At 68.1% G+C, this 26,272-nt stretch carries 17 protein-coding genes and 2 rRNA genes; 11 read left to right on the top strand and 8 right to left on the bottom strand.

The window, feature by feature from the left end:
* Nucleotides 1-13: 13 nt before the first annotated feature.
* The 4 genes from ACQPYK_RS19720 to ACQPYK_RS19705 all read right to left on the bottom strand — a co-directional run bounded on the left by ACQPYK_RS19720 (nt 14) and on the right by ACQPYK_RS19705 (nt 8,942).
* A 23S ribosomal RNA gene (locus ACQPYK_RS19720) occupies nt 14-3,141 on the bottom strand.
* Nucleotides 3,142-3,527: 386 nt separating this feature from the next.
* Nucleotides 3,528-5,049: ribosomal RNA gene (locus ACQPYK_RS19715) — 16S ribosomal RNA — on the bottom strand.
* Together the 16S and 23S rRNA genes form the textbook arrangement of a ribosomal RNA operon.
* Nucleotides 5,050-5,586: 537 nt before the next feature.
* The gene (locus ACQPYK_RS19710) at nt 5,587-6,171 is read right to left on the bottom strand and encodes a TetR/AcrR family transcriptional regulator (RefSeq protein WP_433257194.1); all 585 of its coding nucleotides are present in this window, start codon (nt 6,169-6,171) and stop codon (nt 5,587-5,589) included.
* A 260-nt stretch (nt 6,172-6,431) separates the two neighbouring features.
* Nucleotides 6,432-8,942 carry a phosphocholine-specific phospholipase C gene (locus ACQPYK_RS19705; protein ID WP_433257192.1) on the bottom strand — a complete coding sequence of 837 codons (2,511 nt, stop codon included), beginning with the start codon at nt 8,940-8,942 and terminating at the stop codon, nt 6,432-6,434.
* Nucleotides 8,943-9,284: 342 nt separating this feature from the next.
* On the opposite strand from ACQPYK_RS19705, the gene ACQPYK_RS19700 reads away from it, so the two are divergent.
* Nucleotides 9,285-10,901 (top strand): serine/threonine-protein kinase, encoded by a 1,617-nt coding sequence (locus tag ACQPYK_RS19700; protein ID WP_433257190.1) that lies wholly within the window; start codon nt 9,285-9,287, stop codon nt 10,899-10,901.
* A gap of 120 nt (nt 10,902-11,021) precedes the next feature.
* Entirely contained in the window at nt 11,022-12,452 is a 1,431-nt protein-coding gene (gndA, locus tag ACQPYK_RS19695; RefSeq protein ID WP_433257188.1) for an NADP-dependent phosphogluconate dehydrogenase, read from the top strand.
* 159 nt (nt 12,453-12,611) lie between these two features.
* Here gndA and ACQPYK_RS19690 read toward each other — a convergent pair whose 3' ends face one another.
* Nucleotides 12,612-13,058 (bottom strand): hypothetical protein, encoded by a 447-nt coding sequence (locus tag ACQPYK_RS19690; protein WP_433257186.1) that lies wholly within the window; start codon nt 13,056-13,058, stop codon nt 12,612-12,614.
* A 107-nt stretch (nt 13,059-13,165) separates the two neighbouring features.
* On the opposite strand from ACQPYK_RS19690, the gene ACQPYK_RS19685 reads away from it, so the two are divergent.
* Genes ACQPYK_RS19685 through ACQPYK_RS19670 form a run of 4 tightly spaced genes read left to right on the top strand, consistent with a single transcriptional unit; the run spans nt 13,166 to nt 17,874 of the window.
* Nucleotides 13,166-13,951: a hypothetical protein gene (locus ACQPYK_RS19685; protein WP_433257184.1), complete on the top strand. Its 786-nt coding sequence runs from the start codon at nt 13,166-13,168 to the stop codon at nt 13,949-13,951.
* 55 nt (nt 13,952-14,006) lie between these two features.
* The gene (locus ACQPYK_RS19680; RefSeq protein WP_433257182.1) at nt 14,007-15,107 is read left to right on the top strand and encodes a hypothetical protein; all 1,101 of its coding nucleotides are present in this window, start codon (nt 14,007-14,009) and stop codon (nt 15,105-15,107) included.
* Entirely contained in the window at nt 15,104-16,573 is a 1,470-nt protein-coding gene (locus ACQPYK_RS19675; protein WP_433257180.1) for a hypothetical protein, read from the top strand. The genes ACQPYK_RS19680 and ACQPYK_RS19675 overlap by 4 nt, the downstream gene beginning before the upstream one ends.
* Nucleotides 16,564-17,874 (top strand): AAA family ATPase, encoded by a 1,311-nt coding sequence (locus ACQPYK_RS19670; RefSeq protein WP_433257179.1) that lies wholly within the window; start codon nt 16,564-16,566, stop codon nt 17,872-17,874. The genes ACQPYK_RS19675 and ACQPYK_RS19670 overlap by 10 nt, the downstream gene beginning before the upstream one ends.
* Before the next feature lie 276 nt (nt 17,875-18,150).
* Here ACQPYK_RS19670 and ACQPYK_RS19665 read toward each other — a convergent pair whose 3' ends face one another.
* Nucleotides 18,151-19,014 (bottom strand): helix-turn-helix transcriptional regulator, encoded by an 864-nt coding sequence (locus ACQPYK_RS19665; RefSeq protein ID WP_433257177.1) that lies wholly within the window; start codon nt 19,012-19,014, stop codon nt 18,151-18,153.
* Between the two features lie 108 nt (nt 19,015-19,122).
* Between ACQPYK_RS19665 and ACQPYK_RS19660 the strand changes: the two genes are divergently transcribed.
* Complete coding sequence (locus tag ACQPYK_RS19660) at nt 19,123-20,514, top strand: MFS transporter (protein ID WP_433257175.1); 1,392 nt, start codon at nt 19,123-19,125, stop codon at nt 20,512-20,514.
* A 42-nt stretch (nt 20,515-20,556) separates the two neighbouring features.
* Here ACQPYK_RS19660 and ACQPYK_RS19655 read toward each other — a convergent pair whose 3' ends face one another.
* Together ACQPYK_RS19655 and ACQPYK_RS19650 are read right to left on the bottom strand one after the other, a co-directional pair.
* The gene (locus ACQPYK_RS19655) at nt 20,557-21,519 is read right to left on the bottom strand and encodes a GNAT family N-acetyltransferase (RefSeq protein ID WP_433257174.1); all 963 of its coding nucleotides are present in this window, start codon (nt 21,517-21,519) and stop codon (nt 20,557-20,559) included.
* 66 nt (nt 21,520-21,585) lie between these two features.
* On the bottom strand, nt 21,586-23,166 hold the full coding sequence (locus ACQPYK_RS19650; protein WP_433257173.1) for an MDR family MFS transporter: 1,581 nt from the start codon (nt 23,164-23,166) through the stop codon (nt 21,586-21,588).
* A gap of 119 nt (nt 23,167-23,285) precedes the next feature.
* Between ACQPYK_RS19650 and ACQPYK_RS19645 the strand changes: the two genes are divergently transcribed.
* From ACQPYK_RS19645 to ACQPYK_RS19630, 4 genes are all read left to right on the top strand, one after another.
* A complete protein-coding gene (locus ACQPYK_RS19645) occupies nt 23,286-23,837 on the top strand; it encodes a TetR/AcrR family transcriptional regulator (RefSeq protein ID WP_433257171.1) in 552 nt (183 codons plus the stop codon).
* Nucleotides 23,834-24,100, top strand: a complete 267-nt coding sequence (locus ACQPYK_RS19640; protein ID WP_433257169.1) for a DUF4031 domain-containing protein — start codon at nt 23,834-23,836, stop codon at nt 24,098-24,100. The genes ACQPYK_RS19645 and ACQPYK_RS19640 overlap by 4 nt, the downstream gene beginning before the upstream one ends.
* Before the next feature lie 112 nt (nt 24,101-24,212).
* Entirely contained in the window at nt 24,213-24,758 is a 546-nt protein-coding gene (locus ACQPYK_RS19635; protein WP_433257167.1) for a type 1 glutamine amidotransferase domain-containing protein, read from the top strand.
* Between the two features lie 217 nt (nt 24,759-24,975).
* Complete coding sequence (locus ACQPYK_RS19630; protein ID WP_433257165.1) at nt 24,976-26,268, top strand: cytochrome P450; 1,293 nt, start codon at nt 24,976-24,978, stop codon at nt 26,266-26,268.
* Nucleotides 26,269-26,272: the final 4 nt, after the last annotated feature.

Raw genomic sequence — 26,272 nt, 5'->3', positions numbered from 1 at the left:
AGCAAAATGCTTTGTGGTCAAGTCCTCGGCCTATTAGTACCGGTCAGCTCCACACATTACTGTGCTTCCACCTCCGGCCTATCAACCCGGTCGTCTACCGGGAGCCTTACCCCCTCACAGGGTGGGAGACCTCATCTCAAGGCGAGCTTCCCGCTTAGATGCTTTCAGCGGTTATCCCTTCCGAACGTAGCCAACCAGCCGTGCTCCTGGCGGAACAACTGGCACACCAGAGGTTCGTCCGTCCCGGTCCTCTCGTACTAGGGACAGCTCCTTTCAAGTCTCCTGCGCGCGCAGCGGATAGGGACCGAACTGTCTCGCGACGTTCTAAACCCAGCTCGCGTACCGCTTTAATGGGCGAACAGCCCAACCCTTGGGACCTACTCCAGCCCCAGGATGCGACGAGCCGACATCGAGGTGCCAAACCATCCCGTCGATATGGACTCTTGGGGAAGATCAGCCTGTTATCCCCGGGGTACCTTTTAGCCGTTGAGCGACGGCGCTTCCACAAGCCACCGCCGGATCACTAGTCCCAGCTTTCGCTCCTGCTCGACCCGTCGGTCTCACAGTCAAGCTCCCTTGTGCACTTACACTCGACACCTGATTGCCAACCAGGCTGAGGGAACCTTTGGGCGCCTCCGTTACTCTTTAGGAGGCAACCGCCCCAGTTAAACTACCCACCAGACACTGTCCCTGATCCGGATCACGGACCGAAGTTAGACGTTCAAAACGACCAGAGTGGTATTTCACCAATGACTCCACGGTAACTAGCGTCACCGCTTCACCGTCTCCCACCTATCCTACACAAGACGTTCCAAACGCCAATGTCAAGCTGTAGTGAAGGTCCCGGGGTCTTTCCGTCCTGCTGCGCGTAACGAGCATCTTTACTCGTAGTGCAATTTCGCCGGGTCTGCGGTTGAGACAGCGGGGAAGTCGTTACGCCATTCGTGCAGGTCGGAACTTACCCGACAAGGAATTTCGCTACCTTAGGATGGTTATAGTTACCACCGCCGTTTACTGGCGCTTAAGTTCTCAGCTTCGCACACCCAAAGGCGCACTAACCGGTCCCCTTAACGTTCCAGCACCGGGCAGGCGTCAGTCCGTATACATCGTCTTACGACTTCGCACGGACCTGTGTTTTTAGTAAACAGTCGCTTCCCCCTGGCCTCTGCGACCCCCACCAGCTCGGAGTGCAAGACTCGTCACCAGCGAAGGCCCCCCTTCTCCCGAAGTTACGGGGGCAATTTGCCGAGTTCCTTAACCACAGTTCACCCGATCGCCTTGGTATTCTCTACCTGACCACCTGAGTCGGTTTCGGGTACGGGCCGCCACGACACTCACTAGAGGCTTTTCTCGGCAGCATAGGATCACCCACTTCGCCACAATCGGCTCGGCATCACATCTCAGGATTAACGGACCGCGGATTTGCCTACGGTCCTCCCTACCTGCTTACCCCAGGACTACCATCGCCTGGGCTGGGCTACCTTCCTGCGTCACCCCATCGCTTACCTACTACCAGATCAGGCCAGGCGTTCACTCTGACGCCGTCCCCGAAGGGACAACCGAGTTAAGGACCCTTAGTATCACTGGATTCAGTATTGGCGCATCGTAGCGGGTACGGGAATATCAACCCGTTGTCCATCGACTACGCCTGTCGGCCTCGCCTTAGGTCCCGACTTACCCTGGGCGGATTAGCCTGGCCCAGGAACCCTTGGTCATCCGGCGCAGAAGTTTCTCACTTCTGATTCGCTACTCATGCCTGCATTCTCACTCGCACGGCCTCCACAACTAGATCACTCTGCTGCTTCGCCGGCCGCACGACGCTCCCCTACCCATCCACACACCTAAACCACAAAGGCTCAGCAAACGTGTGAATGCCACGACTTCGGCGGTGTACTTGAGCCCCGCTACATTGTCGGCGCGGAATCACTTGACCAGTGAGCTATTACGCACTCTTTCAAGGGTGGCTGCTTCTAAGCCAACCTCCTGGTTGTCACTGCGACTCCACATCCTTTCCCACTTAGCACACGCTTAGGGGCCTTAGTCGGTGGTCTGGGCTGTTTCCCTCTCGACTACGGAGCTTATCCCCCGCAGTCTCACTGCTACGCTCTCACTTACCGGCATTCGGAGTTTGGCTGACGTCAGTAACCTGGTAGGGCCCATTAGCCATCCAGTGCTCTACCTCCGGCAAGAAACACGTAACGCTGCACCTAAATGCATTTCGGGGAGAACCAGCTATCACGGAGTTTGATTGGCCTTTCACCCCTAAACACAGGTCATCCCCCAGGTTTTCAACCCTGGTGGGTTCGGTCCTCCACGCGGTCTTACCCGCGCTTCAACCTGCCCATGCCTAGATCACTCCGCTTCGGGTCTACAGCATGCGACTGACAACGCCCTATTCAGACTCGCTTTCGCTACGGCTCCCCCACACGGGTTAACCTCGCCACACACCATAACTCGCAGGCTCATTCTTCAAAAGGCACGCAGTCACATCACAGACGTCCGAAGACGCCTACGCTCCTACGGCTTGTAGGCACACGGTTTCAGGTACTATTTCACGACCCCTCACCGGGGCGCTTTTCACCTTTCCCTCACGGTACTTGTTCACTATCGGTCATCAGGGAGTATTTAGGCTTACCAGGTGGTCCTGGCAGATTCACACAGGATTTCTCGGGCCCCGTGCTACTTGGGATCCCCTCAAACAGTCGACAAGATTTCGCCTACCCGGCTCTCACGGTCTCCGGCGCTTCTTCCCAGAAGCTTCGACTATCCCATCGATTTCTCACTGCTTGGAAGAGCGGCAGCTCCTCCCAGAGGGTCCCACAACCCCGCACACGCAACGCCTGCCGGCTATCACACGCATACGGTTTAGCCTCTTCCGCTTTCGCTCACCACTACTCACGGAATCACTAATTTGTTTTCTCTTCCTACGGGTACTGAGATGTTTCACTTCCCCGCGTTACCACCAACCGCCCTATACATTCAGGCGGAGGCAACACCACATGACTGGTGCTAGGTTTCCCCATTCGGACATCCCCGGATCAAAGTCTGGTTGGCGACTCCCCGGGGCTTAACGCAGCCTCCCACGTCCTTCATCGGCTCCTGATGCCAAGGCATCCACCGTGTGCCCTAAAAAACTTGGCCACAAAGATGCTCGCGTCCACTATGCAAATCTCAAACAACAAACAGCGACCAGATCCACCCCGCCACCAACACCCACCCACCGGTGAGCTGATCTGACGGAAGACCGATCCCGCACGAGGTCACACAGACCACGAAGCCCACCCGCAGGCAGGCTCCGTATCCGGCCCGTTTCCTCAGGACCCAACAGTGTGTCCAACCCCGACCCGGCCCCCCGCACCCGCGTTCCCACTCCCGACTCCGAAAAGTCAGGCGGTACTAGCCGGTCGGCGACCCGATCCGATTGATTAGCCAGTGCTCCACTAATGAGCGCGTCATGGGCAGAACAGGCGCCTACCATCATGACCTGGACCACGATCACCTAAGTGACCGCAGCCGATGCTCCTTAGAAAGGAGGTGATCCAGCCGCACCTTCCGGTACGGCTACCTTGTTACGACTTCGTCCCAATCGCCAGCCCCACCTTCGACCGCTCCCCCCACAAGTGGTTGGGCCACGGGCTTCGGGTGTTGCCGACTTTCGTGACGTGACGGGCGGTGTGTACAAGGCCCGGGAACGTATTCACCGCAGCGTTGCTGATCTGCGATTACTAGCGACTCCGACTTCATGGGGTCGAGTTGCAGACCCCAATCCGAACTGAGACCGGCTTTTTGGGATTCGCTCCACCTCACGGTATCGCAACCCTCTGTACCGGCCATTGTAGCATGTTTGCAGCCCAAGACATAAGGGGCATGATGACTTGACGTCATCCCCACCTTCCTCCGAGTTGACCCCGGCAGTCTCCAATGAGTCCCCACCACCCCCGAAGGAGCGTGCTGGCAACATTGAACAAGGGTTGCGCTCGTTGCGGGACTTAACCCAACATCTCACGACACGAGCTGACGACAGCCATGCACCACCTGTCACCCGATCCGAAGAGGCACCCATCTCTGAGTGTTTCCGGGCGATGTCAAGCCTTGGTAAGGTTCTTCGCGTTGCGTCGAATTAAGCAACATGCTCCGCCGCTTGTGCGGGCCCCCGTCAATTCCTTTGAGTTTTAGCCTTGCGGCCGTACTCCCCAGGCGGGGCGCTTAATGCGTTAGCTACGGCGCGGAAACCGTGGAAGGCCCCCACACCTAGCGCCCAACGTTTACAGCGTGGACTACCAGGGTATCTAATCCTGTTCGCTCCCCACGCTTTCGCTCCTCAGCGTCAGGTAAGGCCCAGAGAACCGCCTTCGCCACCGGTGTTCCTCCTGATATCTGCGCATTTCACCGCTACACCAGGAATTCCGTTCTCCCCTACCTACCTCTAGCCAGCCCGTATCGAATGCAGACCTGGAGTTAAGCCCCAAGCTTTCACACCCGACGTGACAAGCCACCTACGAGCTCTTTACGCCCAATAATTCCGGACAACGCTTGCGCCCTACGTATTACCGCGGCTGCTGGCACGTAGTTAGCCGGCGCTTCTTCTGCAGGTACACGTCAACTTCGTCCCTGCTGAAAGAGGTTTACAACCCGAAGGCCGTCATCCCCCACGCGGCGTCGCTGCGTCAGGCTTTCGCCCATTGCGCAATATTCCCCACTGCTGCCTCCCGTAGGAGTCTGGGCCGTGTCTCAGTCCCAGTGTGGCCGGTCGCCCTCTCAGGCCGGCTACCCGTCGTCGCCTTGGTAGGCCGTTACCCCACCAACAAGCTGATAGGCCGCGAGTCCATCCCCAACCGAAACAACTTTCCACCACCATCCCATGCGGGAAGTGGTCATATCCGGTATTAGACCCAGTTTCCCGGGCTTATCCCAGAGTCGGGGGCAGGTTACTCACGTGTTACTCACCCGTTCGCCGCTCGAGTACCCCGAAGGGCCTTTCCGCTCGACTTGCATGTGTTAAGCACGCCGCCAGCGTTCGTCCTGAGCCAGGATCAAACTCTCCAAACAATGTCTGAACAGTCGTTTCCCGGCTGAAAGCACCCCCTCGGGCCCGCGAGCGGGCCGGGGGTGTATCAACCAAAGGAATCCGTCTCCCACCGGGGGTGGGTGGACGGGGTTGTGCTTCATGCACTGGCTTTTAACACACTGTTGAGTTCTCAAGAAACGGACGCGTTCTCCGTCGCCGTGACCATGGTCCCGGCTTCAGGGCGTTTCGTTCGTTCCGTTGTGCCTTTATTCTTTCAGGCCTGCTTTTTCGTGTCAAACCGGTCCGTTTGGAACTGCTTGACTTGATCTAGCTGGTCTTACCGGAATTCCGGCCACCCCGTTTCCGGGGCAACCCCTCAAACTTACTCCGTCGTTCGCTTCATGTCGAATCGAACCTCATTGCGACATAATGATCTCAATGAGTGGATTTGATCAAAGGGAGTTCCTGAGATCTCGGCACCGCCGACTCCCTCAGGCCTGGTGAACTTTATGGACCGCTGCCCACATCGTCAAATCAATCCGGCTCGACCGACAGAGGAGAAGCGGGCGGTCGATCACTCAGCGGGACATAGTGGCGGACATCGTCGCCACGATCACGCTGACCAGCCCCTCGACGACCTCGGCCCGGTCCACCTCCGGATGTTCCAGCCACCAGTCGCCGGTGGCCTGGACCATGCCGACGAAAGCGTGCCCCAGCACCTGGGCGCGAACCGGGTCGGGAATCGCGGACTCCGCGACGATCACCGCACCGAGCTCCTCTCCGAGGCTGCGCACGATGGCGGTCATCTGGGAGTGGGTACGGCTGTCCTCGGCGCCGGCCCGGTGGAACAGGAAGCGGTAGAGGTTGAGGTTGGCGGCGATCATGTCGAGATAGGCGGTGATCGTCGAGCGGGCGCGGCTGCGCAGGTCTGTCCGGTCCCGGTCGAACTCCGGCCGCAACAGGCTGACCACGGTGCGGACGTGACGGTTGGCCAGAGCCTGGTAGAGCCCGCTCTTGTCGCCGAAGTGCCGGTACAGGATGGGTTTGGTGATCCCGGCCTCGGCGGCGATCGAGGCCATCGACGCCTCCGGCCCCTCACGCCGGATCACCCGGTCCGCGGCGTCCAGCAACGCCCGGCGTCTGTCGGGATCCCGTCCGCTCACCGATCTCCCCTCTCAGAGGAGATCAGCATAGGCCTCACCACGCCCATGCCACCGCGACACCGGGGTCTCCTCCCTCTCTCCCGCCCCGAGTCCCCGGTCCCCTGTCCCACCCCGAGTCCCCGGTCCCGTCCCCGAGCGGGTCCGTGCTCCACTTCCGAGCGGGTCCGTGCCCCACTTCAGCGACGTGCCTCACTTCAGCGAGACGGCACGCTGAAAGAACACGGGCCCGCCCCCGTCTTCACCGCCGCGACACGGTCAGCTCACGCCCGGCTCAGCACGTTGATCTCGGCCGCCGAGGTCCACGGCCCGCCGTTGATCTCCGACAGCGCTCTGAGCCGGACGCGGCGGCCGTTGACCGACACCGGGAAGATCACCGTTTTGAGCGCGGCGTCGGCCGCCCAGGTGCCGGACGCGACCGGGCTGCCCCAGTTCACGCCGTCGGCGCTGACGTAGAACTCGTAGGCGGCGATGGTCCCGTTCACACCACTCTGACGGGGCAGATAGCTGAATCCCGCGCAGGAGCGGGTGGCGGCCATGTCGAGCCGGATCTCGTGCGGGTGGGCCGGGCCGGCGGCCTGCCACTGGGTGTGCCAGATGCTCGTGCCCGACCCGTCCAGCACGTTCTTCGCCGCGCCATCCTCACCAGAGGTCTCCTGGCTGTCGGCGTATTCGACGGTCCAGCCCTCCCGCGGGATCACGCCGAGCGCGGCCGCCGGGTCGGTGACGCTCGCCGAACCGTTCTCGACGTGTCCCGCCAGCCGTCGCAGGAACCCGTCGGAGGTGTCGGCGGTGACCGTCAGGTCGTACCACCCCCGGTCGGTCGTGAACGTGGCCTGGCTCGAACCGCCGGCCGGGACGCTCTGGCTCCACGGGCCACCGGTGCCGTACGCGTTGTCGGTGACGGTCACCGTTCTGGCGGAGCCGGTGGTGTTGGCGAACGTGAGCGTGATCGCGGTGCCGTTCGCGGCGTAGGTGGAGCGCACCTCGACCGAGCCGGAGACGGCCGCTTTGGAGATGGTGCCGGCGAAGCGGCGGTGAAAGCCGTTGGGACCGTAGAGGGAGAGGTCGAACCGGTCGGAGGCGGCGAAGAAGTCCGACAGCGGAGCGGTGGTCGCCGTCCCCGCGCCCACCGTGTAGTGCCACGGCCCGTCCGTGCGGAAGGCGTTGGGCAGCACGGTGAAGGTGACGGCCGCCGTCCCGGTGTTGACCATGTCGATGTAGAAGCGCTTCTCCGCTCCGGCAATTCGCCCGGCGGCGTCGGGCTGCCAGGGCAGCGCCCGGGCGGGTTTCGTGCCGGACTCCTGGACGGGAGCGATCTGGTCGGGCGGGATCGCGTAGGAGCCGCACGCGGTGCTGATCGCCGCCGGCAGCAGGCCCGCGCCGGGCATCGGGGCGAACGCCGCCGCGGATGAGAAGTCGAACACCGAGGTCAGGTCGCCGCACACCGCACGGCGCCACGGGCTGATGTTGGTCTCGGTCACCGGCTTGCCGACGGCGGCCGACCATTTCTCCAGCAAGCGCAGCAACGAGGTGTGGTCGAAGGTCTGGGAGTTGACGTACCCGCCCCTGCTCCACGGCGAGACCGCGATGAGCGGTACCCGCCAGCCGGGGCCGGTGGGCACGTTCTGGTGGATCTCCCCGATCACCGTGCCGCCGGCGTCCACGCCCACGTTGCTCTTGCTCCCGCCGCCGCTGGCGGGACTCGGTGGGACAGGGGGCGGGACGTGGTCGTAGTAGCCGCCGTTCTCGTCGTAGGTGACGATGAAGATCGTGTCCTCCCACACCCCGTGCGGGTGGCCGTCGAAGGGCGCGTACAGCGCGTCAAGAATCTTGGAGGTGAACAGCTCGCCCGCCGGGGGCTTGGCGTTGGGGTGCTCCGACTCCTCGTATCGGGTGACGATGAAGGAGACCTGCGGCAGCGTGCCCGCGACCACGTCTGCGCGGACCACCGCCGGGATGTCGGCGACCGTGGTCATGCCCCGCTGGTGGAGCGGGCTGCCCGTGTTCTGGTACTGGGTGAACCAGACCAGCGGGTTGTCGTCGAAGTTACCGTCCCCGAGCGGGCCGTTCTGGTAGAACTTCCAGCTGATCCCGGCGTTCTGCAGACGTTCGGGGAAAGTGGTCCACTTCAGCGTGCGGTTGGCGGCGTTCACACTGTTGTCGATCACGATCGGCGGTGTGTAACCCGGGTAGGCGCCCTGGATGGACACGCCGTTGGTGCCGGTGAACATGAACAGCCGGTTCGGGTTGGTCTGTGTGAACGCGGAGCAGTGATAGTTGTCGGCGATGGTGAAAGCGTCGGCGAGCTCGTAGTAGAAGGACAGCTCGTGGCGCGCCAGGTAGCCCATCTTGGCGCCGGCCTCGGACCTGTGCCACTGATCGACGCGGCCCCTGTTCCAGAATTCGTGGTTGACCGACCAGTTCATCGATCCCCCGGCCTGGCAGAACGGGGTCTGGTTGACCCAGCCCATCCGGAACGGGCTCACATATCCGGTCGACGTGGCCGTGCTGGCCTGGCGCAGTGTGGTGCGGCCGTTGAAGGTCAGGGCGTTGCGGTCGTTGAAGCCGCGCACCCCTCGGGAATGTCCGAAGTAGTGGTCGAACGACCGGTTCTCCTGGCTGAGGATCACGATGTGCCTGACGTCGGCGAGGGAGCCGCCGGCGACGGTGGCGGAGGCGGCCGCGTGCCGGAGTGAGGCGGGGAGCAGGGTGGCCGCGGCGGTGGCCGCGGCGGCAGTGCCGATGAAGTGCCTGCGGGAGATCTGGGCCATGGGAGGCTCCAATTCGACAGGAGGGGGCGCGCTCTTTCTATGCGCTCATCCGGCCCCCGTCGCCGGGCGATCTCCCTATCGCCGCCATAGGCACGGGCTATGGGACGCCCGTGCCCTGATGGGCGGCCGGGGCCGATCTCCGGCGCCGGGGACGCGCCGAAGAATTCATCCGTGCGTCACGGAAGGCGCCCGGTGACCGTGCCGTCCCGTGCCGTCCTCACCGCGCTCGCGCCCACCGGCGCCGGGCTCTGCCGAGCTCCGCCCGGCTCTCGAAACGTCGAAACACGGCCTACTTTGCTGGCATAAGTCCGGTAATCTGCCGATCTCTCCAGGAGGTGGCAGGTGGCCGAAGCAGGTGCCGTGGCGGTGCCGGGCTACGAGGTTTCCGGCGTGCTCGGCCAGGGCGGTTTCGGAATCGTCTACCGGGCCAGGCAACTGGCGGTGGACCGCGAAGTCGCTCTCAAGGTCGACAACCGGGTGCTGATCTCGGAGCGGGACCGACGCCGTTTCATGCGCGAGGTCACCTCGGCGGGAGCGCTCTCCGGGCACCCGCATGTCGCCCATGTCTACGACGCCGGGGTGCTGCCCGACGGCAGGCCGTACATGGTGCTGGAGTTGTGCCCCGGCGGATCGCTGCTGGACCGGATGCGGGCCGAGGGCAGGCTGGCGCCCGCCGAGGTGGCCGACATCGGCATCCGCATCGCGGACGCGCTGGCGGCCGCGCACGCCGCGGGGGTGCTGCACCGCGACATCAAGCCCGCCAACATCCTGATCAACCGGTACGGCAACGTGGTGCTGTCCGACTTCGGCCTGGCGACCATGCCGTCCCTGGGCGGGGAGGTCTCGGTGACCCGCGAGTCGCTCACCCCCGCCTATGCTCCGCCCGAGGCGTTCGAGCTGACCGAGCCCGCCGCCGCCGGGGACGTCTATTCCCTCGCCGCGACGCTCTACGCCCTGCTGTCGGGCCGGCCTCCCAGGTTCCCGGAGAGCGGCGTGGCCAACATCGCCGTGATCATCGCCCTGCATCGTCTGCCCATCCCGGACATCCCCGATGTGCCGGTCGAGCTCACCGCCGTCCTGCGGCAGGCCATGGCCACCGATCCGGGACAGCGCACCCCGTCGGTGGCGGCGCTGCGAGACGCCCTCACCGATCTGAGGCTGGACCGGGGCGTCAGGCCGGCCGCCCCGCGTCCGGCCGCCCCGCCCGCCCCGGCCACCGCGCCTCCCTTCGCGGCTCCTGCCGTGGCTTCCCTCACCGGCGCGTCCTCGCCGTACTCGCCGCACGGCGTGCCGCCCCACTCCCCGGCGGGCAGGGAGGCGGTGCGCGCGCACCAGACCTCGCCGGGGCTGCGGAGCATGGCCGAGACCCACGCGCCCGCGACGGCCGCCGCGTCGACCGGCACATCGAACAGCCGGGTGTTCGCGGCGGTGGCCGTGGCCTTCGTGATCCTGCTGCTGGCCGGGGTGGGAGTGATGTATCTGGAGAACCGGCCTCCGGCCACCGGTTCTCAACAGGCCGCTCCCGGCGGCATCGAGGAGGTCGACACGGTCACGGCCGCCTGCCCCGCCACGAAGGTGCCGGGCGCGCGGGCGGCCTGCGTGAAGGAGGCCGAGTGCTGGGGCGGCGTCCTCTCCATGGCGGGGGACGCGACGGCCAAGCGGATCGGCTGCGAGGAGTCGCACTCCTGGGAGACCTTCGCGATCGCTCCCCTGCCGTCGGACTCCCTCACCTACGACATGACGGCCCTGGAGAAGCACCCGACGGTGAAGAAGGTGTGCGCGCAGGCGGTCATGCTCGACTCCCGGTACGGCGACGCCCGCGCCTCCACCTCCCGCGCCAAGTGGCGGACCGTGGTGCTGCCGCCGTCGAAGGAGCAGTTCGACAAAGGCATGCGGACCTACCGCTGCCTGGGCGGCATTCTCGGCTCGGAGAGGCCCGGCACCCTCTTCCGTCCCTGACCCCAACTCTTCCGTCCCCGACCTCAACCGACGGGATGTCACCGACGATGCCCCACCGATGACCGCTACGGGGAGCAACCTGACATTCTTGGACGCGAAGCACGAAGGGGGTATCGGAGAATGACCCAAGCACGAATCGGTGTGACCGGACTGGCCGTCATGGGGGCGAACCTCGCCCGCAACCTGGCACGGCACGGGCACGTGGTAGCCGTACACAACAGGTCGCAGTCCCGGACCACGGCACTGATCGAGGAGCACGGAGACGAGGGCGCCTTCGTCGCCTGTGAGACTCCGGAGGAGTTCGTCGCGGCGCTGGAGCGTCCCCGGCGCGTCATCATCATGGTCAAGGCCGGCGCGCCGACCGACGCGGTGATCGAGGAGTTCGCTCCCCTGCTGGAGCCGGGCGACATGCTCGTGGACGGCGGGAACGCGCACTTCCTCGACACCCGCCGCAGGGAGGCCGCGCTGCGCGAGCGCGGCATCCACTTCGTCGGCGCCGGGGTGTCCGGCGGTGAGGAGGGCGCGCTGCTGGGACCGAGCATCATGCCGGGCGGCTCCAAGGAGTCCTATGAGGCGTTGGGCCCGCTGCTGGAGGACATCGCCGCGAAGGTCGACGGCGTGCCCTGCTGCACGCACATCGGCCCCGACGGCGCCGGGCACTTCGTGAAGATGGTGCACAACGGCATCGAGTATGCCGACATGCAGCTCATCGCGGAGGCTTACGACCTGCTCAGGCAGGGACTCGGCCTGAGCCCGGCCGAGCTCGCCGACGTCTTCGAGGAGTGGAACAAGGGCGAGCTGTCCTCCTATCTCATCGAGATCACCGCCGAGGTGCTCCGGCAGGTCGACGCGGGCACCGGCAAGCCGCTCGTGGACGTCATCGCCGACCGGGCCGAGCAGAAGGGCACCGGCCGGTGGACCGTGCAGATCGCGCTGGACCTGGGCGTGCCGGTGAGCGGCATCGCCGAGGCGGTGTTCGCCCGCTCGGTCTCCGGCCACGCGGAGCTTCGGCAGGCCGCGCGCGGCCTGCCCGGTCCCTCGGGTGCGCCGGCCGGGTCGGTGGGCGAGGGATTCGCCGAGGACGTGCGGCGGGCGCTGTACGCATCGAAGATCATCGCCTACGCGCAGGGGTTCGACCAGATCAGGGCCGGTAGCACCGAGTACGGCTGGGACGTCGACCCGGGAGCGCTGGCCACGATCTGGCGTGGCGGCTGCATCATCCGAGCCGTCTTCCTGGACCGCATCCGCGAGGCCTACGAGCAGGAGAGCCCGCCGGTGACCCTGCTGACCGCCCCGCTCTTCGCCGAGGCTCTGGGCCTGGCGCAGGAGTCATGGCGGCGGGTGGTGGCGAAGGCGGCCGAGCTGGGCATCCCGGTGCCCGGCTTCTCGACCGCGCTGGCCTACTACGACTCCCTGCGGGCCGAACGGCTGCCGGCGGCCCTGATCCAGGGACAGCGGGACTTCTTCGGCGCGCACACCTACCAGCGGGTGGACCGGGAGGGTTCCTTCCACACCCTCTGGTCGGGCGACCGCTCGGAGATCGGCGCCTGAGGCCGAAGGTCTGAATCCCAGATCCCGGATCCCGGCGGCCCCGGAGTCCGGCACTGCCGGGATCCGGGGCTCACGATCCGGAGTTCAGAACCGATGCTCAGAACCCGGGGTGCCGGAAGGCGCGCCGGCCGGATCGTCCGGCGCGGGCGCCGCCGGTGATCAGGCGGCCAGGTCCAGCGGGATGACCTGGCTCGCCGTACGGCGCAGCCGGTGGTTGAGGGCTCCCGGGCGGGAGACCACCACGACGCGGACACCCCGCCCGGCCAGCCAGCCGGCGAACTCGGTGAAGATGCCGTCGCCGGAGCCGATGACCACGCGCTCGAACCGGTCGTCGAGGTGGTCGAGGCGGATCACCTCGCCCAGGGCCTCGTCGGCCCCGTCGCGGCCGGAGCGGACCAGGAGCTGGATGCCGGCCAGGGCCAGGCCGACGGGAACCATGGCCCCGTGGTTGACCGCGGCGACGTACTGGTCCATGCCGCCGGTCGGGACGCGTTCGCGGTAGCGGCTCATCATGGTCTGGACGTCTCTGGTGGCGGGGCGCGCGGTTCCTACGAGGTTCTCCACGTCCAGCAGGTGGACGGCACGACCTTCAGATAGGTTACGCATTAAATGCCCCTTTCGTCCCAATATTAATGTGTCATGACCTGCACTTTAATGCTGGAATTCGCTGGAATTCAAGGGAGACTGGTGGAACTCCTGTTACGCTCCGGGCCGTGAGTGAATCACTGGACGCGTTGGAGCGGCGGATAGCCGAGCTCCGCGCCGAGGTGCGGCGGGCGGTGAAGGCGAGGGACAACGCGCTCGCCCGGTCGCTGCGCGGGGATCTACGCCGGGCCGAGCAGGCGTGGGACGCGGCGGTCACCGCCGAGGAGCCCCCGGCGCCCCTGGCGCTTCGCGAGCCCGAGACCTCCCTGCTGCCGATCAGGGAGCAGGTGCACCAGACACTGGCCCTGCTCGGCGTGCCGACCGCGGCCAAGCTGATCGTGGCGGTGAACGACGCGTTCTTCTCCGGCGCGCTGCGCGGTTCCCAGCTCACCAGCCTGCGCAGGGACGAGGAGCGCTCCTTCCGCAGCGATCCCTACGCGCGCCCCTACTACCTGTGCGCGGCGCTGACCGACCGCCTCTCCCCCGCCCGCGGGCTGCTGGCCGACAGCACCTGGGCGCCCGAGCTACGGGTGCTGGGACCGCTGAGTCCACGCGTCGACTTCCTCACCTCGACCATGCGCATCGCCGAACACCTCGCCCGGCTGGCCGAGCCGCCGCCGGGCGCGCTGCGGCTGCTGTCGCGAATGGCGCAGAACATCCCCGGCGCGGTCGAGGGGTTCGTCCCGGCCGATCCGGCGACCGCGATCCGCGCGGCGCGGGCCGAGCTGGAGGTGCACCGGGCCGCCGACACCGCGCAGCGGGCCGAGGTGGCGGCACGGGCGAGCAGGCAACTACCGGACGTGGAGCGCCTGTTCGGCGCCACCGCGATGAGCACTTTGAGAGGGGCCTGTTGATGGACAGGCGGAACATGGCGTGGGCGGCGCGGAGCGCCGGACTCGGGAGCGGCCGGTGAACCGGCTGGACGAGCTGCGCGGACCGATGCCGTCCCGCGCGCACGACGCCCGCGCCATCGCGGCGCTGGCCGCCAACCCCGGCTGCGCCCGCCGGGCGTTGATGGACGCCGCCGGAGTGGACAAGGATCGCACCGCGCGACACCTCGGCTTTCCCGCCCCCTTCGGCCAGTCGCAGTTCGCGATCACCCGCGGGAACGTGTTCGAGGCCCTGGTGAAAGAGAACGGCTGCGCCGAGCTGCTGCGACTGCTGCGCGAGCTGCTCGGACTGCCCGTCGCCCAGGTGGGCTACCAGGACGTGGAAAGCGTCGGCTCCCACCTGCGCCACTCCCACACCCGGGCGCTGATCGACCGGGCGGCGCGCGAGAACGACGACACGGCGGTGTTCTACGACCATCCGCTGTTCAGCCTGGAGATCGCCGGTCACACCTCCTATCTGGAGCCCGACGTGGTGGCCTTCCAGCTCGGGGGACGCTTCCACATCGTGGAGATCAAGTCGTTCAGCGTGATCGACGACCAGGCCGAGCCGGAGAAGGTCGCGGCGGCGGCCAGGCAGGCCGCGGTCTACGTGCTGGCGCTGCGCGCCCTCCTGTCCGACCTCGGGCACGACCCCGGACGCGTCTCCCACGAGGTGGTGCTCGTCTGCCCGGAGAATTTCGCCAACCGGCCGACCGCGACGCTGGTGGACGTGCGCAGGCAACTCGCGGTGCTCAAGCGGCAGCTGGCCCGGATGACCAGGGTGGACCGGCTGCTGGAGGGGCTGCCCGACGGACTGACCTTCGACCTGGTCCCGGATCGGGACGGGGTGCCCACCCGGCCGGCGCAGGAGCTCGCCGAGGCACTGTGCCGGGTGCCCGCACGCTATGCGCCGGACTGCCTGTCCACCTGCGACATGTGCATGTTCTGCCGTGACGAGGCGCGCGGCTGCGGCTCCGCCGATCTGCTCGGCCGCCAGGTCCGCGATCAGCTCGGCGGCGTCTCCGGCATGGCCGAGGCGCTCGGCCTGGCCGAGGGCACGGTCGAGCCGGCCGAGGGACAGGAGGAGATCGCCCGGCTGCTCCGCCTGGCGAGCCGCCTGCGCGAGGAGTGCCTGAATTGAGCGCCCTGACGGCGCTGGCGCAGCTGCTGGCCGTCCGGGAGGGGTCCGCGCAGCGGATCACCACGGTCCGGCACTGCCACATCGCCCCCCGCCCGATGGTGTTCATCCCGCTCAGGCTCGCCGGTGAGGCCGCCGCGCCGCTGGCGGCCATGGTGGGCACCGATCCGGACCACCCCCGGCTGCTGGTGGTCCCCCAACCGCGCAACCGGGACCTGCGCTTCTCCTTCGCCGCCGGGCTCGCCGAGGTGCTCCTGCCGTACGTCGAGGGGTTCGAGAAGACCACCGAGACGGTCGAGAAGAAGGGCGGCGAGCCGTACGAAAGGTGCCTGGACGCCCCGCAGATCCTCGTGCCGAACCGGTCGGCGGCCGCGTTCGTCGGGCTGCTGGGCCGCTCCACCCGCTTCCGCCGGGCCGACGGGCCCTACCCGGTGCACCCGTCGGTGCCGCTGCTCGGCCGGTGGCTGACCTACTTCGCCGACCGGTCGCACCAGCCGGGTTCGTGCCTGCTGCTCATCGCGACCGAGGCGCTGGGCATGCACTGGGCGACCGGGCAGAGCGCCCTGGAGGACGCCAACCTGGCGGCACTGCTCGGATGGATCGATCCGCCCGGCGGGATGACCGGCCGGCAGGCCGCCGAGGAGGCCGAGGACCCGCTGCTGTGGCCGCCGGCCGGTCCCGCCACCGACCCGGGCTTCGACAACGAGGTGCTCGCCCCCGCCGTGCGGGCCTATGAGGAGGCTCCGACCGACCGTGCCGTGGAGCGCGTCGCCCAGGCGGTGCGAACCCAGCTCGAACCGACCTGGCGGCTGATGTGGAGGGCGGCCGGCCTGCTGCGCGCGCTGCCCGAGGGCGGGCGGGTGAAGGACCGCTGGGACGCCGATCGCGGATCGTTCACCCGGTTCGTCGAGCGGATCGCCGAGGGCGGGCCGCCGCAGGCGCGCCGCGACGGCGCGGTCGGCGCCGCCGCGCGGCTGGCGGGGCTGGAGCGGGCCCGGGCGAGCTACGACGTGCAACGCGCCTACGACGACCCGCTGGTCATGGCCGAGTACCGGCTGACCGGCGAGGCGTTCTCCGGGACGGTCACGGGCGCGGATCCGGAGCACACCGAGGGCGAGGGCCGCTCGCGCAAGCTGCGGCCGCTGATCACGGTCCGCACCGACGATCCGGTACGGCTGGCCCCGGGCACCACGGTCGGCAGCCCCGACCGGCGCGGCCACGCCGCCGAGATCGTCGAGATCGCGGACGGCGAGATCACCCTGAAGATCACCAAGGGGATGGGGCGGGGCAAGACGCCGGCCCCGGGCGCGGTGCCCGAGCCGGGCGAACGAGTCTCCTACACCTCGCTGACCGACGACTTCCAGTCCTCGGCGGCGCTGCCCGACCCCGAGCGGACGCCATGGACCCACGGCGGTCCGCCGCAGGAGTACGTGCCCAGCGACGACGACGCGCAGGAGGAATGGTCGTGAGCGCTCAGACGCCCCAGCAGGAGGCTGCGGCCGTCGTCGACGCGGTCCTGGCGGACCTGCCCCGTAACCGGGGCGTGGTGGTGGACTCTCCGCCCGGCGCGGGCAAGTCCACCCTGGTGGTCAAGGCCGCCGGGCACATCGCCGAGACCGGCGAGCCTCTGATGATCGTCGCGCAGACCAACGAGCAGGTCGACGACCTGGTGGACCGGCTCGCGACCGAGCATCCGGACCTGACGATCGGCCGGTTGTCGGCCGGCGGCTACATCACGCCGGGCCGTATCCTCGCCCACTCCAATGTCTCGGTGGCGGGCAAGCTCCCCGATCTCGGCGACCCGGCCGTGGTGATCGCCACCGCCGACAAGTGGGCGTGGATCGGCGACCGGACCTGGCCCTGGGCCATCGTGGACGAGGCCTACCAGATGCGTTCGGACAAGCTGCTGCGCATCGCCTCGCTGTTCGAGCGGTCGCTGTTCGTGGGCGACCCGGGCCAGCTCGACCCGTTCTCGATCGTGGACGGCGACCGCTGGGCGGGCCTGTCGTGGGACCCGGTGCAGAGCGCGGTCTCGGTGCTGCTGCGGCACAATCCCGACCTGCCGGTGCACCGGCTGCCCGTCTCCTGGCGGCTGCCCGCCTCGGCGGCGCCGGTGGTCTCCGAGGCGTTCTACCCGTTCACCGGGTTCCGGGCCGGGACGGGTCACGCCGACCGTTCGCTGGAGCTCACCGTGAACGGCATGCGCACCTCCTACGACCGCGCCCTGGAGGAGGCGGCCGCGTCGGGTTGGGCGCTGTATGAGCTGCCGAGCCGTCACACCGTGCGCACGGACGCCGAAGCGGTGCAGGCGGTGGCGGTGCTCGCCGTACGGCTGTTGCAGCGGGCGCCGGTCGCCCATTCCGAACGCGGCAGCCATCGCGTCACGGCCGACCGGATCGCCATCGGCGCCGCGCACCGCGACCAGGTCGCCGCGATCCGGGCCGCCGGAGTGCCTGAGGAGATCACGGTGGACACCGCCAACCGTCTCCAGGGGCGGGAGTACGACGTGACGATCGTGCTCCACCCCCTCTCCGGCCGTCGCGACGCCACGGCGTTCCATCTGGAGTCGGGGCGGCTGTGCGTGCTGGCCTCGCGGCACCGGCACGCCTGTGTCGTGGTCGCCAGGGCGGGCATCCCCGAGCTGCTGGACGCCCATCCTTCGGCCGAACCGGTCCAGCTCGGAGTGCCGGTGAAGTTTCCCGACGGGTGGGAGGCCAACCAGGCGGTGCTGGCCCATCTCTCCAAGCACCGGGTGGTCCCCACCCATTGAGGACCGGGTGGTCCCCACCCATTGAGGACCGGGTGGTCCCCACCCATTGAGGACCGGGTGGTCCCCACCCATTGAGGACCGCCGCGCCCGGGGCCTCTGGCGGCGGCGGAGCCCCTTCTTCCGGCGCGAGACTCTCGCGGCGCGCGACGATCCATCGCCTACCGGCCGGCCTGACGAGGGCGGTCCCCGCCTCCGAAGAGACACCGCCGGCGAAATCGAAGCCGACGGCGTTCCCCTCCGAGGCGGGACGACACCCGCCGTATCCCCTGCCGGAGTTCAGTGGGTGTGCGCCGAAACCGCCGGGACCTGCGGGTTCGCTCTGATCCAGGCGATCCGCTCGCGGCTGTCCTCGTCCATCGGCGTGTAGACCACCATCCGCGTCTCCGGCGGCGACGCCAGCCCCATGCTCGTGGAGATCGTGCGCACCTGCCCGGCCGCGGAGTGCTGGAAGATCTTCATTCGGCTCCCGGGCCTGGCCACGTCGTGGGTGGCCCACATGCCCGCGAACTCCGGGCTGGCGGCCGACAGCCGCCGGACGAAGTCGGTCCAGGAGGGATCCCGCAGATGCCGTCCGAACCCCGCGCGGAGGGTGGCCACCATCTGCGGCAGTTCCTCCTTGCGATTGACCATCGGGCTGCAGCAGTCCTTCGCGATGAAGACCTGCCACAGCGCGTTGCGGGTGCCGGAGGGCTGCGAGATCATGTTGGGAAACAGCGCGGCGTAGGCGTCGTTCCAGGCCAGCAGGTCGTAGCGGCCGTTGTAGACGCAGGCCGGCAGCGGGCTGAGCTGGTCGAGGATGAGCTGGGTCTCGGGCTCCAGGACGGTGCCGGCGCCGGCGGCGGGCACCGAGGGCATGTCGGCGAGCCGGTAGAGATGCTCGCGCTCGGCCTCGTCCAGCTTGAGCGTCCGCGAGATCGCGTCGAGCACCTGCGCGCTGACGTTGATCGGCCGTCCCTGCTCCAGCCAGGTGTACCAGGTGACGCCGACCCCGGCGAGCAGGGCGACCTCCTCGCGCCGCAGGCCGGGGGTACGGCGGCGCAGTCCCGGGGGCAGGCCCACCGCGGCGGGGGTGATGCGGTCACGGCGGCTGCGCAGGAAGGACGCGAGCTCGACGCGGCGGGCGCGCGCGTGGGTCGTCATGGTCACCCCTCCATGCTGGCCGACGGGCGAGGGCTCTGCCAGGTGCTGTCAGTACCAGGATCGGCAGGCACTCGTTACCGGTACCGGCCCGGCACCACAGTCATCTCCATGACCGCGACATCCACTGCTGAATCCACTGCCGGATCCGCCGCCGGGGTTTCGGCCCCGCGCCGCACTTCCTGGCTGCTGACGGTGATCCTCACCGGCCAGTTCATGGCGATCCTGGACGTCTCCATCGTCAACGTCGCCTCTCCCGTGATCCGTTCCGACCTCGGCACGTCCGGCTCGGGACTCCAGATGATCATCTCTGGCTACACCATCGCCTACGCCATGTTGCTGATCACCGGTGCCCGGCTGGGCGGCCGGTACGGCGGGCGTCGCCTGTTCCTGTACGGTCTGGCGGGCTTCACCGCCGCCTCCCTGGCCTGCGGGCTGGCCGCCTCAGCCGGGCAGCTCATCGCCTTCCGGCTGCTTCAGGGCGCGGGTGCGGCCCTGATGGTGCCGCAGGTGCTGAGCATGATCCAGACCAACTTCGAGGGGACCGCGCGGGCCCGCGCGCTCAGCCTCTACGCGACGGTGATCTCGGGGGCCGCCGTCGTCGGCCAGGTGCTGGGCGGCGTGCTGGTCTCCGCCGACCTGTACGGCACGGCATGGCGGCCGGTGTTCCTGGTCAACGTGCCGATCGGGCTCGGCCTGCTCGCCCTGGGCGCGAGGCTGCTGCCCGCCGACGGCCCCCTGCGCCACCGCCCGCTGGACCTGCCCGGCCTGGTCACGCTCTCGCTGGCGGTCAGCCTGCTGGTGGTGCCGCTGGTGCTGGGACACGACCAGGACTGGCCGCTGTGGGGATGGGTCGCAATGGCCGCGAGCGTGGCGTTCGCGGGGGTCTTCGTGCTGGCCGAGCGCAGGGCCGCCGCTCCGCTGGTGCCCGCGCGGGTGCTGCGGGCTCCCGGGGTGGTCACCTCCGCGCTGGCCGTCTTCGGGGTGATGGCGACCTACGGCGGGTTCCTGTTCACCCTCGCCCTGCATCTGCAGGGTCGTCTGGGAGACAGTCCCCTGCGGGCGGGCCTGACGTTCATTCCCGGCGCGGTGGCGTTCGCCGTGACCAGCCTCAACTGGCGGCGGGTCCCCGAACGTCTGCAGCGGCGCATGATCGTCGTCTCCTACGGCGTGACCGCGCTGGGCTACCTCGGTCTGGCACTGGCGTTCGGCGGCGGCGGGCACGGCCAGCCGTTCCTGACGGTCACCCTGGCGGTGATCGGGTTCGGGCTCGGCGGGGCGTTCAGCCCGGTGCTGGCGGTCGCGCTCTCCCACGTCGCACCCGAGGACGCCCCCGACGCCAGCGGGCTGTTCGTCATGATGGCCCAGCTCGGCCAGGTCGTGGGCGTGGCCACGTTCGGCACGCTGTACCTGAGCGTCGGCTCGATGACGGGCACCGGCGTGGCCCTGGCGGTCACGGCGCTGGCCACCGGGGCGTGCGCGCTGCCGCTGCTGCGGCGCTGAGCTCCTCGGGTACGGCCCGCGCGGGGCCGTACCCGCGACGGATCAGACGGTCCGCCGCCAGACGTCGATGGCCAGCACCTGGCGCATGCCCACCGACAGGTACAGATCCAGCGCGGGCGTGCTGTTGTTGGCGTCCACGTGGAGGTAGGTGCCCACCCGGCCGCGCCGGGCGTCGTCCGCGAAGGCCCTGCGCAGCATGAGGCGGCCGAGGCCCCGGCCGCGGAAGGCGGGCAGCACGGCCAGCTGCCGGACGTAGCCGCAGCTCTCGTCCCCGGCGAAGGCGTCGGTGCCCAGCAGCATCGCCGCCGGCTCGCCGTCGGCATGGGCGACCGTCAGCTGCGACCAGTCGGTGCTGGCGGAGGAGTCCAGCTCCGCGTACCACGCGTCGTAGTCCTTGGGGCTGAACCCGAAATGTTCGGCGAAGCCGGCCTGCTGGACGGCGTGCCCCTGGCGGCGCACCTCCTCGGTGAGCCCCCGGTGGAGCGAGAGGCCGGGCGGGAGCTTCGGTTCGGCAACCGGGGAGTCGTGGTCGACGAGCATGCGGATGAAGCTGGTCGCCGCGCTGAACCCGCGGGCGGCGACGACGGCGCGCTTGCCGCTGTCCTCGCGGTACAGGCCGATGTCGGCCACGGCCCTGTCATGGCCGAGTTCGGCGGCGATCTGCCGGGCCCGTTCGATCACGGTGTCCCAGAGCGGGGCGGTCAGCTCCGCCGCGTCGGGGTGCACGACCACGTCGATGTCCACGTTGGCGCCGGTGCCCTTACGGCAGGCCCAGGCCCAGGCGACCAGGCGCCCGGCCCCGTCGTGGACGACCCAGCCGTCGGCCTCGCCGTCGAAGGAGGGATCGTTCAGCTGGTCGGTGACGTCGTCCAGTGTCATGTCCGCCTTGCCGATCACCTGCGTGTCGCACAGGGAGATCAGCTCGTGGATGTCGCGGGCGTCTTCGACCAGAGGCCGCCGGGCGTGGTGCCCGGCGGCGGTGGCGGTTGTCGCGGTGATGTTCACGGACCCAGCCTGCCCGGTGTGACTTGGGGCCGGCTGGGTCGCGACTTGGCGATGCTCCCGTGGACGTCAGTCGAGCACGGCGGCGGCGACCGGAGCCTCGGCGGCCTCATCCTGCCCGGGGGCGCCGCGCAGCGGGATCTCCTTGATGAAGGCGGCCAGCAGGGGCACCAGGACGGCGAACAGGATCGCCCACCAGAAGACGTCGGCGATGGAGGTGGCCAGTGACTCCAGGAAGCCGATCCGCACGTTCGGGGGCAGCTGGTGCAGGGCGGCCGGGTTGAACTGGCCGCCGCTGGAGGCGAGCTTGTCCCCGGCGGGGCCCAGCTTGCTCTCCAGGTTGGAGGTGAGCTGGTTGTTGAAGACCGCGCCGAACAGCGAGACGCCGAACGATCCTCCGATGGAGCGGAAGAAGGTGGAGGCGCTGCTGGAGACGCCCAGGTCCTTCTGGTCCACGCTGTTCTGCGCGATCAGCATGGTGGTCTGCATCAGGAAGCCCATGCCCAGGCCGAGCACCGCGATGAACACGCCGGTCTGCCAGGACGGCGTGTTGACGTCCATCAGGGACAGCAGCCACATGGCGACCGCCATGATCACACCGCCGAGGACCGGGTAGATCTTGTACTTGCCGGTCTTGGTGATGGCCTGGCCGACGAAGAGCGAGACCACCATGGCCGAGCCCATCATCGGCAGCAGCAGCAGGCCGGAGTTGGTGGCCGAGGCGCCCTGGACCGTCTGCTGGAACAGCGGCAGGAAGTTGATGGCGCCGAACATCGCGAAGCCGAGCAGGAAGCCGACCAGCGAGATCAGCGTGAAGTTGCGGTTGCGGAACAGGTTGAGCGGCATGATCGGCTCGGCGGCGCGGCGCTCCACCGGGATGAACAACCCCAGCGTGACCACGGCGAGCGCTGCCAGGCCGAGGATCTGCGGCGAGCCCCACGCGTAGTCGTTGCCGCCCCAGGTGGTGATGAGGACCAGCGCGGTGATGCCGACCGACAGCAGGGCCGCGCCGAGCCAGTCGATGCGGTGCTCGGTGCGGTAGGTGGGCAGCTTCAGCTTGACCACCAGCAGCGCCAGCGCGATGAACCCGATGGGCAGGTTCACGTAGAAGGCCCAGCGCCAGTCGAGCTTGTCGGTGATGAATCCGCCGACGAGCGGGCCGGCGATCATCGCCAGCGACATCACGCCGGCCATCATGCCCTGGTACTGGCCGCGCTCGCGGGGCGGGACCAGGTCACCGATGATCGCCATCGCGTTGACCATCAGGCCGCCGGCACCGAGACCCTGAAAGGCGCGGAAGGCGATGAGCTGGGCCATGCCGCCGGAGGGTCCGCCCAGCATCCCGGATCCGGCCATGCCGCAGAGCGCGGAGCCGATCATGAAGATGACGATGGAGGCGAGGAAGATGTTCTTCCGGCCATACAGGTCGCCGATCTTGCCCCAGATGGGGGTGGACACGGTGGTGCCGAGCACGTAGGCCGTCACCACCCAGGATAGGTGGGTCAGGCCGCCGAGCTCCCCGACGATGCGAGGCATCGCGGTACCGACGATCATGTTGTCGAGCATGGCCAGGACCATCGCGAGCATCAGGCCCGGCAGCACTACCATGACCTCACGCCGCCGCCCCGGTGCGGCTGTGGTCTCCGTCACTTCTGTCGCCCCCTCAAGAAACGATCTCACTTACTTGCCGACCGGCTAGTGTCGGATATGCTGGGAATGTAGGCCGATCACTTACCGGCCGTCAAGTTGATTTCGCCGCAAAGGGAGCCATGAGGGAAAACGTCGATACCCGGACCCGCATCCAGGAGATCGCCCTGAAGCTTTTCGTCGAGCAGGGCTACGAAGCCACCTCGCTCCGCGAGATAGCCGAGGCCCTCGGCGTGACCAAGGCCGCCCTCTACTACCACTTCAAGAGCAAGGACGAGATCGTCACCAGCCTGGCGGAGGACCGGGTGCGCACGGTCGAGCAGCTGATCGCCTGGGCCGAGACCCAGCCGCGCACCGACGAGACCCGCCGCGAGCTGATCCGCCGCTACTCCGATGACCTGTACCGGGGGCGCCACCAGGAGGTCATGCGGTTCTTCGAGCGCAACCAGACCGCGCTGAAGGATCACCCCGTGATGGAGAAGACCCGGGACCGGATGTTCAAGGTGCTCGCCTTCCTCGTCGATCCGGAGGATCCGACGGCCGTCCGGCTGAAACACTCGATGGCCCTGTTCGCCCTGCACGCGAGCTGGTTCATCCTGCGGGACGACGAGATCTCCGACGATGAGCGCCGGGCCGCGGCCCTGGAGGTCGCGCTCGAACTCGTCCAGCGGTGAGCGTCCTGATCGACCCGCCCAACTGGCCGGGTCCCCGCGACCTGCTCTGGTCCCACCTGGTCAGCGACAGCTCGACCGAGGAGCTGCACACCTTCGCCGCCCTGCTGGGCGTGCCGCCCCGGGCGTTCGACCGCGACCACTACGACGTCCCCGAGACCGTCTACGAAAGGGCGGTCGCACTGGGGGCCGAGGCCGTTTCGTCGCGCGAGCTCCTCGCCCGGCTCATCGCCTCGGGTCTGCGAAGGCGCAAGGTTCGTCCCTGAATCGGTGTCCCGGGCATGAATTCTCCAGTGAATCCGGACACCCCGCATAGACGCCGACATGCCGGGAATTACTGCCCCCCGGAGACATCGTCGCACGTCACAAGGGGAAATCATGCTCAACGACAAGACGATCGCGTTCCTCGTCGCCCCGGAGGGCATCGAGCAGGTCGAACTCACCGAACCGTGGCAGGCCGTCAAGCAGGCGGGGGCCACACCCAGGCTGATCTCCACCCAGGCGGGTGAGGTGCAGGCGTTCGACCATCTCGACAAGGCCGACCGGTTCCCGGTGGACGAGACGATCGACGACGTGCTGGTGGCCGACTTCGACGGGCTGGTTCTGCCCGGCGGCGTCGCCAACCCCGACTTCCTGCGGACCGTGCCCAGCGCCGTCCGGTTCGTCAAGGACTTCTTCGACACCGGAAAGCCCGTCGCGGCCATCTGCCACGCGCCGTGGACCCTCATCGAGGCCGACGTCGTACGCGGCAGGAAACTCACCTCCTGGCCCAGCATCCAGACCGACCTGCGCAACGCCGGGGCGAACTGGGAGGACCGGGAGGTCGTGATCTGCACCTCGGGCCCGAACACCCTGGTGACCAGCCGTAAGCCCGACGATCTCAAGGCCTTCTGCCAGGCCGCCGTGGACGCGTTCTCGGGTTAGGGCCCGCTCTCTTCGGACCCGCCGGCGGGCCTCGGGTGACGGCGGGCCTCGGGTGACTGCGGGCCTCAAGTGACGGCGGGTGCCGGGCGACGGCGGTCTCGACAACGGTCTCGACAACGGTCTCGACGAACAGAAAAGTCAAAGTTGCATGGCGTGCAAGTCCGGGTATGGTCGAACAAGAGCGCACCATCCACTGTGATCCACCACAGGAGTGCTGATGACCCGTTCTGCAGCCGAGGTCTCCCGCGTCGAGCAGCCCCCGTCACCCGATCAGGTCACGATGCGGATACCGCTGCCCCCCGAGCTGACGGCCCGGCAGTGCCCGTTCGACCCGCCGCGGGCACTGGCCGAGATGCACGGGGAAGGGCCCGTCAACCAGGTCAAACTGGCCACCGGTGAACCGATATGGATAGTTACCGGCATGGAGGAGGCCCGTGTCGTGCTGGCCGATCGCCGCTTCAGCGCCGATCGGTTCAACCAGCACAACGCGCTGATCTCCGTGCCCGAGGAGATGCGCGAGAAGCTGTTCGACCCGCGGGCCCGGGCCGGGCAGTTCCTGGCCATGGACCCGCCGGAGCACACCCGGCTGCGCAAGATGGTCATCGGCCAGTTCACCCTGCGCCGGATGCGCGCGCTCGTCCCGCGCATCACCGAGATCGTCGACGCTCACCTGGACGCGATGGCGGCCGCGGGCACGTCGGCCGACCTGGTCAGCGCGTTCGCCCTGCCCGTGCCGTCGCTGGTGATCTGCGAGCTGCTCGGCGTCCCGTACGAGGCCCGGGCCGACTTCCAGCAACGTACGGCGACCCTTCTGCGCATGGACGCGCCGCTGGAAGAGGCGGTTCGGGTCCGTGATGAGATGCGGCAGTTCATGCGCGAGCTGGTGACCGCCAAGCGTTCCCGGCCCGACGACGGCCTGCTGTCCGGGCTGATCCACGGCGACCACGCGGGAGAGCTCAGCGACGACGAGCTGGTCGGCATCGCCAACCTGCTGCTCGTCGCCGGGCACGAGACCACGGCCAACATGATCGGCCTGGGCGCCTTCGCCCTGCTGGAGCACCCCGGCCAGCTCGAACTGCTGCGCCACGACCCCGAGGTGGCCGGCCGGGCCGTCGAGGAACTGCTGCGCTACCTGTCGATCGTCCACCTGGGCCCGATCCGCGTCGCCACCGAGGATCTGAGCCTCGGTGGCGAGCCGATCCCGGCGGGCGGCACGGTGATGATCTCGACACCGGAGGTCAACCGGGACCCCGCGCTCTGGGCCGACCCGGCCGCCCTCGACCTCACCCGCGAGCGCAACCCGCACCTGGCCTTCGGACACGGCGTCCACCAGTGCCTGGGCCAGCAGCTGGCCCGCGCGGAGATGACCGTCGCCCTGCCCGCCCTGGTGCGCCGCTTCCCGCACCTGCGGCTGGCCTGCCGCCCGGAGGAGGTGCCGCTGCGCGACAACATGTTCGTCTACGGCGTGCGCGCCCTGCCGGTCGCCTGGGACGCTCCCGGGGACGCCTGACGCC

Origin of the sequence: Streptosporangium sp. CA-135522, from assembly GCF_050949235.1 — a bacterium.
In the GTDB taxonomy this organism is placed as follows: domain Bacteria; phylum Actinomycetota; class Actinomycetes; order Streptosporangiales; family Streptosporangiaceae; genus Streptosporangium.
Note: the sequence above shows the minus strand (reverse complement) of the source record. Positions and strands in the feature narration are given on the sequence as shown.

Coding starts and splice junctions, on each gene's coding strand:
- ACQPYK_RS19660 (WP_433257175.1), top strand. CDS start 19,123: ATGACCGCGACATCCACTGCTGAATCCACTGCCGGATCCGCCGCCGGG.
- ACQPYK_RS19635 (WP_433257167.1), top strand. CDS start 24,213: ATGCTCAACGACAAGACGATCGCGTTCCTCGTCGCCCCGGAGGGCATC.
- ACQPYK_RS19665 (WP_433257177.1), bottom strand. CDS start 19,014: ATGACGACCCACGCGCGCGCCCGCCGCGTCGAGCTCGCGTCCTTCCTG.
- ACQPYK_RS19630 (WP_433257165.1), top strand. CDS start 24,976: ATGACCCGTTCTGCAGCCGAGGTCTCCCGCGTCGAGCAGCCCCCGTCA.
- gndA (WP_433257188.1), top strand. CDS start 11,022: ATGACCCAAGCACGAATCGGTGTGACCGGACTGGCCGTCATGGGGGCG.
- ACQPYK_RS19690 (WP_433257186.1), bottom strand. CDS start 13,058: ATGCGTAACCTATCTGAAGGTCGTGCCGTCCACCTGCTGGACGTGGAG.
- ACQPYK_RS19670 (WP_433257179.1), top strand. CDS start 16,564: ATGGTCGTGAGCGCTCAGACGCCCCAGCAGGAGGCTGCGGCCGTCGTC.
- ACQPYK_RS19645 (WP_433257171.1), top strand. CDS start 23,286: ATGAGGGAAAACGTCGATACCCGGACCCGCATCCAGGAGATCGCCCTG.
- ACQPYK_RS19705 (WP_433257192.1), bottom strand. CDS start 8,942: ATGGCCCAGATCTCCCGCAGGCACTTCATCGGCACTGCCGCCGCGGCC.